This is a genomic window from Microbulbifer regidiadema (SeqCode) (assembly GCF_052466995.1).
Genome location: NZ_CP174297.1, coordinates 3,902,048 through 3,919,043, shown reverse-complemented (window position 1 = coordinate 3,919,043; position 16,996 = coordinate 3,902,048). Strand labels below are relative to the sequence as shown.

At 55.8% G+C, this 16,996-nt stretch carries 9 protein-coding genes; all 9 read right to left on the bottom strand.

Annotated features, from left to right (window positions below):
* Window positions 1-3 precede the first annotated feature (3 nt).
* Entirely contained in the window at window positions 4-1,407 is a 1,404-nt protein-coding gene (locus ACJJIK_RS17030) for a rhomboid family intramembrane serine protease (RefSeq protein ID WP_444943420.1), read from the bottom strand.
* A gap of 138 nt (window positions 1,408-1,545) precedes the next feature.
* The gene (locus tag ACJJIK_RS17025; protein ID WP_444943419.1) at window positions 1,546-3,708 is read right to left on the bottom strand and encodes a mechanosensitive ion channel domain-containing protein; all 2,163 of its coding nucleotides are present in this window, start codon (window positions 3,706-3,708) and stop codon (window positions 1,546-1,548) included.
* 64 nt (window positions 3,709-3,772) lie between these two features.
* Window positions 3,773-4,381, bottom strand: a complete 609-nt coding sequence (locus tag ACJJIK_RS17020; RefSeq protein ID WP_444943418.1) for a DUF6515 family protein — start codon at window positions 4,379-4,381, stop codon at window positions 3,773-3,775.
* A 128-nt stretch (window positions 4,382-4,509) separates the two neighbouring features.
* Window positions 4,510-5,826 carry a PepSY-associated TM helix domain-containing protein gene (locus ACJJIK_RS17015; RefSeq protein WP_444943417.1) on the bottom strand — a complete coding sequence of 439 codons (1,317 nt, stop codon included), beginning with the start codon at window positions 5,824-5,826 and terminating at the stop codon, window positions 4,510-4,512.
* Window positions 5,827-5,843: 17 nt separating this feature from the next.
* The gene (locus ACJJIK_RS17010; RefSeq protein WP_444943416.1) at window positions 5,844-7,919 is read right to left on the bottom strand and encodes a TonB-dependent siderophore receptor; all 2,076 of its coding nucleotides are present in this window, start codon (window positions 7,917-7,919) and stop codon (window positions 5,844-5,846) included.
* Window positions 7,920-8,145: 226 nt separating this feature from the next.
* Window positions 8,146-9,249, bottom strand: coding sequence for an efflux RND transporter periplasmic adaptor subunit (locus tag ACJJIK_RS17005; protein WP_444943415.1), 1,104 nt, complete (start codon window positions 9,247-9,249; stop codon window positions 8,146-8,148).
* Complete coding sequence (locus ACJJIK_RS17000; RefSeq protein ID WP_444943414.1) at window positions 9,246-12,341, bottom strand: efflux RND transporter permease subunit; 3,096 nt, start codon at window positions 12,339-12,341, stop codon at window positions 9,246-9,248. The genes ACJJIK_RS17005 and ACJJIK_RS17000 overlap by 4 nt, the downstream gene beginning before the upstream one ends.
* 312 nt (window positions 12,342-12,653) lie before the next feature.
* Entirely contained in the window at window positions 12,654-13,775 is a 1,122-nt protein-coding gene (locus tag ACJJIK_RS16995; protein WP_444943413.1) for an efflux RND transporter periplasmic adaptor subunit, read from the bottom strand.
* Window positions 13,772-16,867, bottom strand: a complete 3,096-nt coding sequence (locus ACJJIK_RS16990) for an efflux RND transporter permease subunit (protein WP_444943412.1) — start codon at window positions 16,865-16,867, stop codon at window positions 13,772-13,774. Before ACJJIK_RS16990 ends, ACJJIK_RS16995 begins: the two co-directional genes overlap by 4 nt.
* Window positions 16,868-16,996: the final 129 nt, after the last annotated feature.

The window sequence follows — 16,996 nt, the reverse complement described above, 5'->3', positions numbered from 1 at the left end:
ACCTCAACCCGAGGCCGCCATATCTTGCGTCAACTCTTTCATTTCCCGCGCGCGCCCCTCTTCACCGAGGCGGCGATAGTAGTTGACCAGGGCCATCCCCAGCTTGGGGATTAATGGGTGCTTGACTCGCTGTTGCTTCAGGCGGCGCAATAGCTCCTCCAGCCAGGGCCAGTCCTTCTCCTCCCCTGCGCGCCGCGCCATCAGCAAATTCGCCTTGGCGGTGAGCGCCCTCGGGCTCTGGGTTGCCGCCAGGTAGCGGCGATAGCCCCGCGCCAGGGTGCGCCCATCGATGGCCGGATTACCGGCCTGGGCAAACAGGGCGAGATTGGCCCGGTGGTAGCCCTCGCTCTCCGGTGCCGCTGCCGTCAGCTCGATATAGCGCTCAAGCAAAGACAGCGCCTGGGGGTACTGGCGCACCGCTGAGGCCGCAGCGTCAGTGGCCTCGGGGAGCTTTCCCTCTTCGATAAAACGATCGATCCGCGCCAGGGCGACCCTCTGGGGCGACGGCGTCTCCCCTTCCTCGGGCATGGGTTCGACCATCGGCCGCCAGTACAGCACCGCCAGCGTGAGGGCAAAGCCGGCGAGCAGACCGCCGGTATGCGCCCAGTAGGCGATACTGGCATCACCGTATAAATAGCCGAAAATCTCCTTGCCCAACCACAGCGGTAATACCAGCAGCGCCGGCGCACTAAACTCGCCAAACATAAAGCCAATGGTGTAAAAGAAACGCAGGCGGCGCACACCGTAAACCGCGACGAACATGCCCATAATCGCCGAGACTGCACCGGAGGCACCCACCATGGGCACATCGCTGCCGGACTCCACCAGCATATGCAGGCCCGCCGCCGCCAGCCCGCCCAACAGATAGAGCCCGATAAACCACGCCCCTCCCAGGGCCAACTCAACCGACAAGCCAAACAGCAGCAGAAACACCATATTGCCGATAAGGTGATCCCAGCTGCCATGTAAAAACATATGGCCAAACGCCCCGGCAATGCTCGGGTCTGTCGGCGTCAATCCCAGTGCCGTGCTGCTGACCCTATCCCGCAGTTGGGCAAACTCCCGCCTCTGCCGCAACCATTCGGTTTCGCCCTGCGCCTCAAGCTGCGGCAACAGCCACCGGTGAAACTCGGGGTTGCCGAGGGACTCCCGGTAAAAAAACTCTTCCCCTTCCACATCCATCTGCGCCCGCCACTCCGGGTGTATTTCATTGACGTACACCAGAAAACGCTGCTCTTCGAGATCCGGCAAGTCGCTGTCAAAATAATAATCTTCCGCTGCCTGCCAACGCGTCTCGTCTGTGCCCTGATAGAAAACAAAGATCAGCAGATTAAGCGCGATTAGTGCAAAACACATCAATGGCGGTCGACGCCAGTCCGGTTTATTTTGGATAGGGATAATTAGCACGGGCATTCCCTTATTGTGATTTCATCAGCGCCCTGGGAGAAAACGCCGTAATGCCGGTAAAAGAAATTGCACCGACACCAATGCCGGTGAGCTGAAAATACTATGAAACCCTTGAGGTGTCATGCCAACCGGACCCGTCTATTTCCTCGCGCTGCGGCCGAGGATCGCCGGGACATCCCAGCTGCGCAGGTGTAGGTCCCGCTGCGGAAAGGGGACCTCAATGCCTTTATCGCGAAATTCCCGCAACAGCTCCAGGTTGTACAGGGCATAGGAGTCCCCCAGAGAGGTCACCATATTGCTGTTTACCCACACCACCAGTTTGAAATCGAGGGCGTTCTCGCCAAAGCCCATCAGCCACACTTCCGTTTTTCGCTTCCAGTCGGTGTGGGTGATATTCACCCGCGCGGCCGCCTTCAGGGCGGCCTCCCGCACCAGATCCGGGTCCGAGGTATAAGACACGCCAAAAGGTACGTGGATACGGCGCACGGGGTCGTCCAGGGTGTGGTTGATAACGCGGCCGGCAACAAACTCGGTATTGGGTACCAGGATATCCACATTGTCCCGAGTGGTAATGCGGGTTGAGCGCACGCTGATATCGCGGATACGGCCAAATACGCCCGATTCCAATTCCACCAGATCTCCCACCTTCAGGGGGCGCTCAAACAGCAGTATCAGGCCGGAGATAAAGTTCGAGAAGATCGCCTGTAGGCCAAAGCCAATACCGACCGACAGGGCCCCGGCCACCAGGGCCAGCTTGGAGGTATCCAGGCCCAGCATACTGAGCATCACAATCAGGGCGATAAAAATAAAGAGGTAGTGCAATACCCGCCCGAGGTTGTACATGGAGGATTCACTGGCGTGCTCTCTGCGCACCAGCCGGCGTAGAAAGGCCTGGATAAGGCCTGACAGCAGCCAGGCACCGACGAATACCACGATCATCTTGGCGATCAAGCGCAGGGTAATCGGGTTCTGCGCAACGGTGAATAACTGGAAGTCCGCCAGCTTGCGCCAGCGGTTATAGGCCTGCCGGGCTGCCAGAGCCACGCGCTCGCGCACGGTCGCCCACCAGCCCTGGCGCTCCTGGTAAACTTGCAGCTGGGCCTTTTCATAGCGCTGGATATCCTGCTCCAAATCGCTGGCCTGGGCCAGGCCGCTGCCAATGCGTTCAAAGTAAGACCACCAGCGGCTCAGATCTTCGCTCTCCTCGTCCTCCCGCCAGGCCACCACCTGGCGCTGGCGCACCGCCAGCTCCCGCGATGCGCTCTCAATCACCGAGCCGGCATTTTCCAGTAGCTCCCGGCTGACAATAAGCGGGCGCTCTTCACCTTTTTCATTCAGGACCTCATTGATCGACTGCAGCAACTCACTTTTGCGTTTCTCCAGCTGCTCCTCCAGCAGGTCCACTTCCAACTGCATCAGGGTGAGGTCTTTTTGCATATTAATGGTGGGGTCGGTGGAGGGTTCGGTGGTGCCCTGGATACTGGTGCGAGTCGCAGAAATACGCTCGATGTTCTTTTTGTTGCCGGCAATACTCTTCTCTATTTCCTGTGCATTTTTGCTGGAGTACACCAGAGTATCCAACAGCAGCCGCAACTTAATTTCCGCTTCATTAATCTTGTCCCGCCAGGTTCCCAGAAAGGTATTCACCGTACTCAGCTGTTCGATAATATTCAGGTGATTAATCTGTGCTAATAGCAGCGCCTGGGCCGCTTCATCTTCCTCGGGACCACTGGAATCGCGCAAGACAATCACCTGCTTGCGCAGCAGTGACAGCGACTGCGACTGGGTCGATTTAAGTTGGCGCGCCTCCAGCTCCACTCCCGTCAGCCGGCGCCGGCCACGGCTGATGGCGGAGTCGGCCTCGGCCCAATTTAATACCGTCGGGTTTTCAGGGAATTTCAAATCCGGCATTAAGGCAACTTTCAGGTACTCCTCACGTTTTTTCCAGGTAATTGCAATCCCCTGTAAACTTTGGCTAATCTTTTCTGCGCCCTCCTGTAAAACCTCATCCTGCGGTATTTCTTCTTTCCACTCCTGCCAGCTTTTGGTCACCAGACTCAACCACTCCCGCCGCTCCTCCGGCGAGGCGCTGGTCCACCCGGTCCACCAATCCGCAGAGGGGTCGGCAAAATCCGGCACCTTGGGGGTAAATTCCTTCGCTTTACTGCCGGGCAACTGCGCTACCGCAGAGAACGAGAGACAGGAGACGCTGAAAAAAAGTAGGAGTGAAAGGGCGAGGTGAAGAAAATAAGTTTCTTTGCCGGCGTTACAACGGGGGATAAAAAAGCTGGCACCCAGCATAAAGCACTGCTATCCGTGAAAAATATCCGGCACTAATAAAAAGGCGCCTACTGGGCCATAGTATTTAGTGTAGCCCAGGCCCCTCCCCTCTCAGGGGCTTTGACCTTAAGTGCCGACTTTGGCGCAAACATTGTCGATATACCCGGCGATATTCTCGCGCGGCGCGCCTGGAGTTTTTTCCCGGTTGCCGCGTACTGCGCAACAAGTTTGCCGCGCGGGCTTCACAGTAAATATCCCAGTCCTTGCGGCTCGCCCTTTTAGCCGCTGAGCGCTGTCGCAAATGCCCGGGCGGGTGGGCGCGGGGATAGAATTTTTTCTTCGGTGCTAAAGGATTGCGATTAACATGCTGCCAATTGGGCGGTGGCGTAACCACCACATATCGACGGTCTTTGGGGTCCAACCAAAAAAAAGTGCCATTGCCCGCGAGCATATAGCGCTGCTTGCCCAGGGTGATAGGGGTTGCGAAGGGCACCCGCGATACCCGCGCCCCCAGGGGCGGCTCTATCCGGGTATAGGCATCGGGGCCTTTGCGGTAGAAATAACCATTCTTATAAAAAACGGTCTGGTTATTCACATCGATAGGCTCAGCGCCAAGCGGCAGGTGCTCCGTTCGCACCTGGGCCAGCGCCGCAGAGCAAAAAAATACCAGGCATACAGCGGGCAGGGATCGCATGGCTTACACCATCAGCAAACTGCGATCCGCTAAGGGTATGGTGTGACGACAGCAATCCCAAACTTATCCCGAGCGGCTGTGGGAATAGCAAAAAAACACATCAACCACCGCTAGCCGAGCCTGTGCAATTATGTCGCTGTACTCGGCAGGGGGGAGTCGCGCTCCACCCGAGCTGGGGCGGCCGCGCGGCGTTTGCGCAACCAGATCAAAATGCCGGTCATACTCAACATTGCAATCACCACCCCCATAATGGAAATCAGTATGCGCCCGGGGAGACCGAGGATCCTGCCGGAGTGTACGGGGAACTGCGCCTGCACAAACAGGTCCGCCGCCGTTCCCTGCCAGGGGATAAAGTCTCCGAGATATTCACCGCTGTGGCCATCAAAAAATAGGGCTTTGTGGCCGACACCTCCAGCACCGTGCCCGGCGTCGGCATCAAAAAATTCAGCCCGGTATATCCCCCACTCGCGGGCATACCACAGGGAGTTCAGCGGCTGTCGCCAGCCCATCTGCGCCGCCTGATTTTCGCCAATCGCGGCAATATCCCGAAATGTCAGCGTGGGAGTAATGGGGTTGCTGTGATCGTTAGGTGTGCGCTCCTCCAAAGGAGACGGGGTCACGTCCGACACCAGCGACATCAGCGGGAAAAACACTTCTCGGTAGAGATTCAGGGAGAAGGCTGTAAATGCGATGGTCAGCAACAGCGCCCAGGTCCACAGGCTGAAGGCCCGGTGCAAATCAAAGGTGAGACGGGCGCGCCCGGCGCCGGCTTTAATCATCCAGGCGGGCTTCCAGCGCTGCCACCAACTCCGCGATGGCGTCCTAGGGGATTTCTTGCGGCGGGGCAGGGTCACTGCCAGCCCCACAAAACAATCGATCGTCCACACCAGTGCGATAATCCCCAACAGCCATATACCCCAGTGATCGGTGCCCCAAAATTCGGGGATATGAAAACTGTAATGCAGCTTGTACAAAAACGACATCAGGGTTTCTGTGGTGATCGGCCAGACCCGCCCCCACTCGCGCTTACCAACAATTTCCCCACTGGCGGGGTCGATAAACACCTGATTGTAATCCACCGCATAAAATTTCCCGGTGGCCGGATCCATGCGCGGCTCCACCCAAAAAGACTGGGTGTGGCCGGGTTCCTGCAACAGCTCGAAATAAGATATCTGAACCTGCGGCAGGGACGCCTCCAGGCGCTCTGCCAGCTCGATTGAGCTCAGGGCTTCAGCGCTGGAAGCAGTTTTATACAGGTGGGGGTTGAGCCATTCATCCAGCTCGTGATCCCAGGAGATAACCGCTCCGGTCAAACCGGTGACAATCAGGAAGACCGCCGTGGCAAGCCCCAGGTAACGGTGTAATAGGACCAGGGTTTGACGCATAACATTTACCTTTACCTTAAACACAGAAAACCCGGTACAAGTACCGGGTTTTGCTGCCATGGAGTTCTCCAGGCGCCTTAGTAGCGCCAGCTCACGCTCACCTGCGCTTGGCGCGGTGCGCCGTAATAGCCCTGGGTCCAGTAGAGACTGTTGAGATATTTCTCATTGGTCAGGTTATCAATATTGAGAGCAACGGTTAAATTGTCAGAAATATCGTAGTTGGCAAAGACACTGAGCAGCGCATAGCTATCCTGCTCTACGCGAACCCCCTCGGCAGGCTCAATATAAATATCGTCCTGCCAGTTGATACCGCCGCCCAACTTCAGGCCTTGAACCTGTGGCATATCGTAAGCCACGGCCACTTTCAGGGTGTTGCGCGGGATATAGGTACGAACATCCTCACCGTCATCGCCAACCACTTCACTCAAGTGAGTGAAGCCAAAGCTGACATTAAAATTCTCAGTAATTGCGCCGATTAATTCCAGCTCGGCACCCTTAGTGGTGAAGTCGAGACCATTATAGGTATTCACACCATCCACAGTGCCGGCATACTCACCGAGATTATTCAGGCTGGATTCGAACAGCCCAAAACTGCCGGTCGCCTGCCCAGCGGCGAGAGAGTATTTAACCCCCACCTCAGAGCTATCTCCCTCTGCAACACCCAGGGGGGCAAATTCGGGGCTAACCCAGGACTGCGGGGTAAAGACTTCGGTATAGCTGCCGTAGAGTGAGAGACTCTCATTCAGATCAAAGGTCGCCCCCACATAGGGGACTGTTTCGTCCGCAGAGCTATCGGCGTCAACACCGTAACTGTAACCGGACTGTTCCACTTTCATTTTGCGCGCACCGGCCAACAGGGACAGACTGTCGGTAACATTTAAGCGCGTGGCAAAGTACAGGGACTTGTGCTCCTGATCGTCGTAATGGCCGGTGTAGTAACTATCTGTATCGATAAAGTCAGGCCGCGCCGTTGTGCCACTAGCCCAGTCACTGCCAAGAGTTGGGAAACCGTCGGAGTAACTGTAGAACGATTGGCCGGTTAATTCGATCTCCGCATAGTTGGCGCCCACCACCAGCTCGTGGTCGCGGCCAAACAGGCTGTAGCTTCCTGACAGGAACACATCGGCAATGGTTTGCTCTTCATCCAGCTGATAGCCGAAGGCGTAACCGTACAGACCCAGCTCAGTCTCTCGGTCTGGAGTGCCGTAGACATACATCTCCTCGACATCCATATCGATTTCATTGTGGGTCAGCAGTGCAGTGACAGACCAATCGGCGGAGAGGTCTCGCTTCAGCTCAGCAAAAGTTTGGGTTCTGTCCACATTGCGAAAAGCCCAGTCCGGTGCCGTACTGGTGGAAATATCGTAGTCGGTAGCACTGCCATCGGTGTAGTAAAGCGGCAGGGCCCCGGACATGCTGCCATCGGACTCGCTGCGATTTTGGCTGCGGCCTAAGGTCAGGGTGGTGGAATCGGTCAAATCTGCTTCCACAATACCGTAGAACACCCTGCCTTCGGTTTCATAGCGATCCAGGTAGGAGTCAGACTGCTCCTCGGCAACCACCAGACGCCCCCGCACCTTATCGCTGATAGCGCCGGATATATCTCCCTCGGTGCGCAGGCCGCCCTCGTCATTGGCAATCAGACTCACCCCCGCTTCAAACCCCTCTGTCGGGCGTTTGCGGATAAAGTTAACCGTCGCCGAGGGATTGGCCAGTCCGGTGGTCAGCGCTGCTGCACCCTTTACCACTTCAACCTGCTCAAAAATCGCCGTGTCCTGATGCCCCTGGGATAAACCGGCGGAGAAGGGAACCCCGATACCATCGTATTGGAAATTCACGATATCAAAGCCGCGCGCGGTGTAATAGGTACGATCCGTCTCTACGTTCTCTACCGTTACCCCGGGCGTGTACTCCAGCAGCTCATTGATATCCTGGAGGGCAAAATCCTGAATTTGTGCCTGGGATACCGCCGTGACGGTTTGCGGGGTATCAAAAACAGATAAGCTCAGGCGCGAGGCTGTACTGGTCTCCTCCTGCTCGCCGTAAACACTAATCTCCTCAATAGTTTCAGCAGAACTTGCCAGCGGCGCGAGTGCCGCAGCAGCAATCCAGGCAGACAGCACTTTTTTCTTTACTAAGCTGTTGTTCTTCATCGGCTAAAACCTCACTCCAAATCGATGAGTGGTGCGCAGGTAGCATAAATAGGGACTGCCCTATTTAAAGAAATACGCGCCATTCAATACGAATAGTTATCATTTAGAGTAGTGTATCCGCAAAATTAGCACGGATTAAGGAAGGGGTCTATCTGTCTGGATGTTAGCGGGCCAGGGCGCTCGCGCAAAGTCGATCGCCCTGTATATAAAGAGGGCCTATAAACGGTTAGCCACTGCCCGCCACCAATGGCTCCTTATCATGCACAACCTCCGACAGCACTTTAACTTCCTGCCCGGGCTGCAAGCGCTCGGCACCGCGCACTATCACCCGGTCGCCCCCGCTGAGATCGCCGCTCACCGACACCCATTCACCGTCGCCGCTGCCGATACGCACCGATAATCGCTCCGCCTTATCCCCCTCGCCCACTCGATACACAAAGGTATCGCCATTTCTTAAAACCAGGGCGTCTCTCGGCACAGACAGTGTAGACTCGGCCTGGGCAATGGGCACTGAGACCTGCACCGGCATACCGACAATCCAGTTCCACTGCTCCGACGTACCCTGCGACAGGGCCACCATCACTTTGACCCGGCGGGAGCGATCGCTGGCCACGGGTACCAATTGACGAACCCGGCCGCTAGTTAATTGATCAGCGCGTGGGGAGACAGAATCACTGCGCAGGGCAACTGTGTCGCCGATGCGAATCAGCGCCAGAGCACTCAGGGGAATATCCGCTTCCACTTCCATCTGCGACCTATCCAGCGCGCGCAGCAATTCTGAGCCGGTGCGCACATATTCTCCCGCCTGCAACTCCCGGCTCACCACCAGCGTGTCGAAGGGCGCATCAATCGCTGTTTTAGACAACTCGTAGGCGCGCCGGTCGCGCTCAATCTGCGCCGCAAGCAGGTCCTGGGCCATTGCCTCCCGCTCCGCCTGCTGCTCTTCCAGTGCCGCCCGCGAGGTGCTGTTGGTTTCCGCCAATTTGCGCAGGCGATTTAATTGAGCATCCATATAGGTCAGCCGTGCGCGCAGCTGCGCAATACGGCTGTCGCTACTGCGCAGCTGCAAGCGCCAGTGAGTACTATCCAGTTGAGCCAGGCGCTCACCTTTTTTAATCAAGCTGCCCGGTTCGGCGACAAATTCCAGCACACCGTCCAGTTCCGAGGAAATCAGGATATCCCGCCGGCTCACCACTTCTCCGGCAGACCACTGACTCGGGGCGATCTCCCGAACCTGCGCGCGCTCTACCAACACCGCAATAGGATCACCCTGCGCCCAAACCCCGTGGGCGCTCAGGGATAAAACAAGACCTGCGAGTAATTTCTTCACTGGGAACTCCTCGGGGCAAACCTTGCCCGCACAGCCGCAAAATTCGATAGTGGCAGGCTGCCAGTTTGCAGTAATGCCGGCAATAAAATCAGGGTAAACAGCGTACTCACCGCCATACCGCCGACAATCACTGCGGCCAGCCCCCGGTAGATAACACTGCCCTCACCGGGGGCAACTAACAGTGGCAGCATGCCGAACACACTGGTCAGGGTGCTCATAAAAATAGGGCGCAGACGCAGGCGCAGAGCCTGCGCCACAGCATCGACCCGACGGCTTCCGGCCATCTCTGCCGCGCGCGTCTGGTGTACCAGCAAAATAGCGTTATTCACCACCAGGCCGAGCAGTATCACAAAGCCAATCATGGTGAGCAGATCCAGGGGCTGGAAATCGATCAGATTTAAAACTTGCAGTGCCAACACGCCCCCTACTGTCGCCAGAGGCACGGTGAGCAGTACCAGGCCCGCATCCCGCAGGGAGCGAAACAGTGCGCTCATCAACAAGAATAAAATTAACAGGGCCAGGACAAAATTCTGCGATAGGGATTCCAAAGCCTTATCCAGGTCACTGGCATTGCCCCCCACCAAAATATTTTGATCCTCCGGCAGCACCTCGCGAATTTTCGGCAGTACCTCCGCCTCCAACTGCACACGCACCTCCTCCAGTGACACATCGTCCGGCGGTACAACATTCAGCGTGATGGTGCGCCGCCCATCGACCCGCAGCAAACTGCCCGGCCCCACAGCGCGCTCCACACTGGCCAGCTGGTTGAGCGGCACCACTTCCCCACGGGGCGTGACCAGCGGCGTATTCTGCAATTGTTCCGGGGTGCTCCAGGGCTGCGCCTTAAAGATAATATCCAGGCGCTTTTCACCGTCAAAATATTCGCCGACATAGAGGCCGTTGCCGAGCGTGCGAACCAGCCCCCCCATATCCTGGCGGTTCCAGCCCTGCTCCAGCATGGCGCGATCATTGGGGCGCACCGTCAATTCGGGCTCTGACAGAGATAAGCCCGGATTGGTCTGCACCGGTGTTCCCGGCATCACCTCTTCAATAACCTCCACACCCAGAGCGGCCGCGCGCATCAGGGCTTCGGCATCGCGGGATTGCAGGTGTAGGGCTATATTGCGATCACCGCCAAACTGGCCGAACAGATTACCCCGCGCGGCAAACCCTTGGAAATCCGGGATATCCACCAGGATCTCCTCGCGCAGGATTCTCTCCATCTCCTTGGCCTGGTCCATATCCTTAACCCGCACGCCCATAGTGCCGCCACTGGGCCAGGTGATCACGTAATAGTTTTTCAGGGCCGGTTCACGCTCCCCCTGCATATAGGGTGCCATGCGCTTATCCAGCTCGGCGACGATTTCTGTCTCCAGGGTTTTGGTATTCGTGGATGCGGGAAAATTCATCCACACATCCACCGCATCCCTTTTTACCGGCGGCAAATAATCCAGGTTGGGCAAAAATAGATAGGTCGCAGCCAGCGGCATTAATAACAGCCCAGCAATAACCTGCCAGCGCCGAGCCGGGGTACTGGTCAGTGCCATCACCCGCGCGGTAATTTTTTCCCACAGCGGAGAGAGGCGGTCCTCATTGGAGATAGACGGCAGCCACAGGCGCGCGGCCAGGGGAACCACGGCCACCGCTACCAGTAGGGAAAATACCACCGCCACCGCAATCGTCAGAGCCAGATCGCCAAAGACCTGCCCTTCGACGCTGTTGAGAAAGAATACCGGCAGGAATATCGCAACTGTCGTTGCAGTACTGGCCAACAGTGCGCCCCAGACCTGACCCGCCCCCTGCTCCGCCGCCTCCTCTGCCCCCCGGCCTTTTTCCCGCAGGCGCACGATATTTTCCAGCACCACAATCGCGGCATCGAGCACCATGCCAGTGGCAAAGGCGAGCCCCGCCAGGGAGATCACATTCACACTGCGGCCTGCGGCGGACAGCACCACAAACGTCGAAAGTAATGAAATGGGAATCGCGGCGGCGACAATTAAGGTGGCGCGCATACGCCGCATAAACCACCAGAGCACCCCGACAGCCAATACGATACCTAAAATCATATTGCCACCGAGCAGGTTTAGCGCCCGATACACAAACACCGAGGCATCAAACGACTGCACCAACACCAGCTGCTCAGTTTTCAGTTTGCCCTCATTCAACTCGGCAACTTTTTGTTTAACCAGCTCCAAAGTGGCGAGCATATTGGCATTGTTGGTGCGGTTAATACGAATGGAGACGGCGGGATTGCCGTTTTGTGTGGTGATACCGCGCGACTCTGACGGTCCCACCTTAACCTCGGCAATATCCCCCAGTCGCACCGGCTGCCCATTGCGCCACTCCAGCACCAGTTCAGACAGATCTTTCGGTTTATACTCGCCGACAAAACGCAGGGTATAGCGGCGCCGTCCCACATCGGTAAATCCGCCAGAGACGTCCCGTGCCGACGCCAGCTGACGGCTCACCGCAGGCAACTTTACCCCCAGCTCCGCCGCTTTCCAGGGATCAAAAACAACCTGTAGTTCTTCCCGTGCCGCGCTTCCCGCCTGGGCCTGAACGCTGGCAACACCGGGCACAGATTCCAGCGCCGGGCGCAGAACATCTTCAATCAGGCCGGCGTAATCATCCAGGTGACGGTGATTTTCCGGTAGTTTTTGCAGAAAAAAATAGGTCAGCGCGGTGGCATCTCCTCCCCAGCCACCGAGGATTACGCGCGGGGGTTCTGCATCCCGGGGCAGCGGCGGCAGGCTGCTCATACGACTGATCACATCAATCAACACCTTGTCCATATCGGTGCCCATGGCAAATTCCAAATTTGCCCAGGCGCCGCCGCGACCGGCGTTGACTTGCATCATCTCCAGGCCGGTGAGGCCCTGCAATACAGATTCGATCGGCTCGACAATTTCCGCTTCCACCTCTTTCGGTGCTGCCGCTCGCCAGCCCGCCTGGATAGCGATACGCGGGTTGTCGATATCGGGAAAAAGTTGCACGGGTAGTTGGCTGGCGAGAAAGGCCCCGAGCAGGACGGCCATCACCACAGCGACTCCCGCAGCGGCGGGATTTTTTAACGCGGCGCGTGTCAATGCCATAACTTCAGCCCCAATTTTTTATTGGCACTAAAGGTTATCGAAATATAAATCCCACACAAGTTAATTGCGACTAGTTGCCAGATATATTCGACCAAGCCATGTCAGAGCAATTTGCCCCTAACTAGAAAATAGAAATCAACAAATGGGCACTTATATCTAATGGAGGCAACAAAAGGGAAAACTTATCCACTTTGCCGCTTCGCTTAGGCAATGTGAAAAATAAAGACGAGGACTTATATATTTGGAAATTAAGAGGCTCAGGGCGCATGCACAAAGTAAACCGCCCTGAACTAAGCAAACTTTTATAAGTGGTTAACCACTACCCATCGGCAATAACTCTTTATCGCGCACCACTTCCGATAACACTTTAACTTCCTGCCCGGGCTGCAAGCGCTCAGCACCGCGCACTACCACCCGATCGCCCCCACGGAGGTCACTAATTACCGACACCCATTCACCATCACCACTGCCGATGCGTACCGATAGCCGCTCGGCCTTATTCTCCTCCCCCACTCGATACACAAAGGTATCGCCATTTCGTAATACGAGGGCGTCCCTTGGCACTGCGGTTGTCTCGCTAGCCGCTGAAATGGGAACTGACACCTGTACCGGCATACCCACAATCCAATTCCTATGCCGGCTAGGGCTCTGTGGCAATTCCACCATCAGCTTTACACGGCGGGAGTTATCACTAGCCACTGGCACAAACTGCCGTACTCGACCAGTAAAGACAACCTCTCGGACACCGCCATCCTCCAAAGCAGACGCAACGTCACTGCGCAGGGCAATCATATCCCCTACCTGAATCAATGGCAGTGCCCTTATGGGAATATCCGCCTCTACTTCAAGTTGTGATATATCCAACGCGCGCAAGAGTTCTGATCCTGTACGCACATACTCCCCCGCCTGCAATTCGCGGCTCACCACCAAAGCATCAAATGGTGCGTCAATGGTCGTTTTAGAAAGTTCGTAAGCACACCTATCACGCTCAATTTCAGCGGCCAACAAATCCTGAGCCATCGCTTCCCTTTCCGCCTGCTGCTCCTCTAAGGCCGCACGCGAAGTGCTATTGCTCTCAGCCAGTGCGCTCAGTCGCTTCAACTGGGCATCCATATAAGTAAGGCGGGCGCGCAAATGTGCAATACGGCTCTCACTATTGCGTAATTGCAGTCGCCAGTGGGTGGTATCCAATTTGGAAAGCGGCTCTCCTTTTCTGACGAAACTACCCGGCTCTGCAACGAACTCCAATAAGCCATCCAGCTCTGAAGATACTCGAATATCCCGGCGACTCACTACCTTACCCGCCGACCACTGACTCGGCGCTATCTCGCGGATTTCCGCCCTATTAACCAAAACTGCAACAGCATTATTTTGCGCTAACACCGGTACCGCACCAGCCAAGGACAAGGCAATACACGCTATTCGTCTTTTCATTGGGAACTCCTCACAGCCAGCCTTTGGCGCAAGCGGGTAAATTGGGGAAGGGGCAAACGTCCTGTTTGCAATAGTGCAGGTAATAAAATCAATGTAAATAAGGTACTGACAGCCATACCGCCAACAATCACCGCAGCCAAACCACGATAGATTACACTGCCCTCACCAGGAGCAATCAGCAGAGGTAACATACCGAACACGCTGGTTAAGGTGCTCATAAAAATTGGGCGCAAGCGCAGACGCAAAGCTTGCTCCACAGCCTCAACCCGTACGGAACCAGCAGCTTCCGCCACCCGGGTTTGATAAACAAGCAGAATCGCATTATTTACCACTAGCCCCAGTAAAATCACAAAACCAATCATGGTGAGTAAGTCGAGCGGCTGGAAGCTAATAAGATTCAGTAGCTGAAGAGCCAACACCCCTCCGACTGTTGCCAATGGCACGGTGAGGAGCACCAGGCCCGCATCGCGTAGAGAGCGGAATAAAGCGCTCATTAGTAAAAATAAAATCAGCAACGCCAGGATAAAATTCTGGGAAAGAGAGATCAGCGCTTTATCCAAGTCGCTCACATTCCCCCCCAGCAAAATATTGCCATCTTCCGGCAGGGCTTTTTGGATTTCCGGCAATACTTCTGCCTCCAGCTGTGCACGTACCTCCTCTAAAGAGACGTCATCTGGCGGCACAATACTAAGGGTGATGGTACGGCGCCCATCGACTCTGCGGAGGCTACCGGGCCCAACTGTAGGCTCTACATCGACGAGTTGACTGAGAGATACCACATTGCCTCGGGGGGTTACCAGCGGAGTATTCTGTAGTTGTTCCGGTACACTCCAGGGCTCGGCTTTAAAAATCACATCCAAGCGCTTTTCGCCATCAAAATATTCGCCCACGTAAAGACCGTTACCCAAGGTACGGATCAAGCCCCCCATATCCTGGCGGTTCCAGCCCTGCTCAAGCAGAGCACGATCATTTGGTCTAACGGTTAGCTCGGGCTCGGAAAGAGACAGACCGGGATTAGTTCGCACTGGCGTGCCGGGCAGTGTGGATTTAATCACATCGACACCGTGAGATGCTGCCGCGATGAGTGCATCAGCATCGCGGGACTGGAGGTGCAACTCAATACTCCGGCCACCTCCGAAGCGGCTGAATAAGTTACCGCGTGCAGCAAAAGCCCGAAGATCGGGGATATCCACCAAAATCTCTTCGCGCAAGATGCGCTCCATCTCCTTGGCCCTATCCATATCCTTTACCCGCACCCCCATATTGCCCCCCCCCGGCCAGGTAATAATGTAATAATTTTTCAGGGCGGGCTCCTTTTCACCGCTAATATAGGGCGCCATACGGCGATCCAACTCATTAACGATCTCCGTCTCCAACGTTTTTTTATTTAGGGCAGAGGGGTAATACATATATACATCTACCGCATCGCGTTTTACCGGAGGAAGGTAGTCGAGATTCGGCAGGAAAAAATAAGTTACGGCAACGGGCACCAGAAGCAATCCTGCAATGACCTGCCAGCGCCTGATCGGAGTGCGTGTCAACCTCATAACGCAGCCCGTTATAGAATCCCAGGCGCCCTTGAGACGATCCTCAGTGGATATCGAGGGAAGCCAGAGCTTGGTAGCCAGTGGCACTATCGCAACTGCCACTAATAGAGAAAACACGACTGCAACAGCAATGGTTAGCGCGAGATCACCAAAAATCTGGCCTTCGACACTTTGGAGAAAAAATACCGGTAAGAAGATTGCCACCGTTGTCGCCGTACTCGCCAATAGCGCCCCCCAAACCTGGCTCGCTCCACGCTCAGATGCATCGCTCGCATTGATCCCTTTCTCTCTGAGACGAATGATATTTTCCAAAACCACAATAGCAGCATCCAGCACCATTCCTGTGGCGAAAGCGAGTCCTGCCAATGAAATAACATTGAGACTGCGCCCAGCTGCTGATAAGACAATAAACGTGGCCAGAAGGGAAACCGGTATTGCCGCAGCGACAATCAAAGTGGCGCGCATACGTCGCATAAACCACCAGAGTACGCCCACGGCTAGAACGATACCTAGAATCATATTGCCCCCGAGCAGATTCAAGGCTCGGTAGACAAATATTGAAGCATCAAAGGACTGCACCAATATCAGCTTTTCATCCTTCAGTCTGGTCTGATTAAGCTCTGCAACCTTCTGCTTAACTCGATCGAGCGTCGCGAGCATATTGGCATCATTGGTACGATCAATGCGCAGCGATACTGCCGGGTTACCATTCTGAGTGGCGACACCGCGAGCCTCTGACGGTCCAACCTTTACCTCTGCAATATCCCCAAGGCGGACCGGCTGGCCATCACGCCATTCAAGAATTAATCCCGACAACTCCTCGGGCTTATACTCTCCAGTAAAACGCAGGGTGTAACGCCTGCGCCCCACATCGGTAAAGCCACCCGAGACGTCGCGTGCTGAGGCGAGCTGGCGCCCCACAGTGGGCAACTGAATACCGAGTTCAGCCGCTTTCCAGGGGTCGAAAATAACCTGTAACTCTTCCCGGGCTGCACGCCCAGACAGAGCCCGAACACCCGCGACCCCCGGTATCGATTCAAGCTCCGGACGCAACACGTCTTCAATAAGGCCCGCATAGTCATCCAGGTGAGAGGCGTTTCCCGGAAGCTTTTGTAAAAAGAAGTAAGTCAGGGACGGGGTATTGCCATTCGGACCCCCGACAATCACCCGAGGAGGCTGTGCATCTCTTGGCAGCGGGGGCAAACTGCTCATACGGCTGATGACATCGATCAGTACTTTATCGATGTCGGTACCCATAGCGAACTCCAGATTCACCCAGGCACCGCCACGGACCGCATTCACATGCATCATTTCAAGGCCGCTAAGCCCTTGTAGAACCGACTCAATAGGCTCTACGATTTCTGACTCCACCTCCTTGGGTGCAGCTGCTCGCCAATCAGCTTCAATGGCTATGCGGGGAGTTGTGATATCCGGAAAAAGTTGCACGGGCAGGCGGCTGGCAAGGAATGCACCGAGCAATACAACCATAACTACAGCTACACCCGTAGCTGCAGGATTTTTTAGAGCGGCGCGAGTGAGTGCCATTCCCTGGACCCTTCTTTTTGTAATTGGGGCAGAACACTAAAGGAAAAAAAAATTTAGACAAGGCCCACAGGCATAATTGCCTGGAAATTTAGGTCGGACCAATAACCCATATTCTGGTGGCTACTGGCC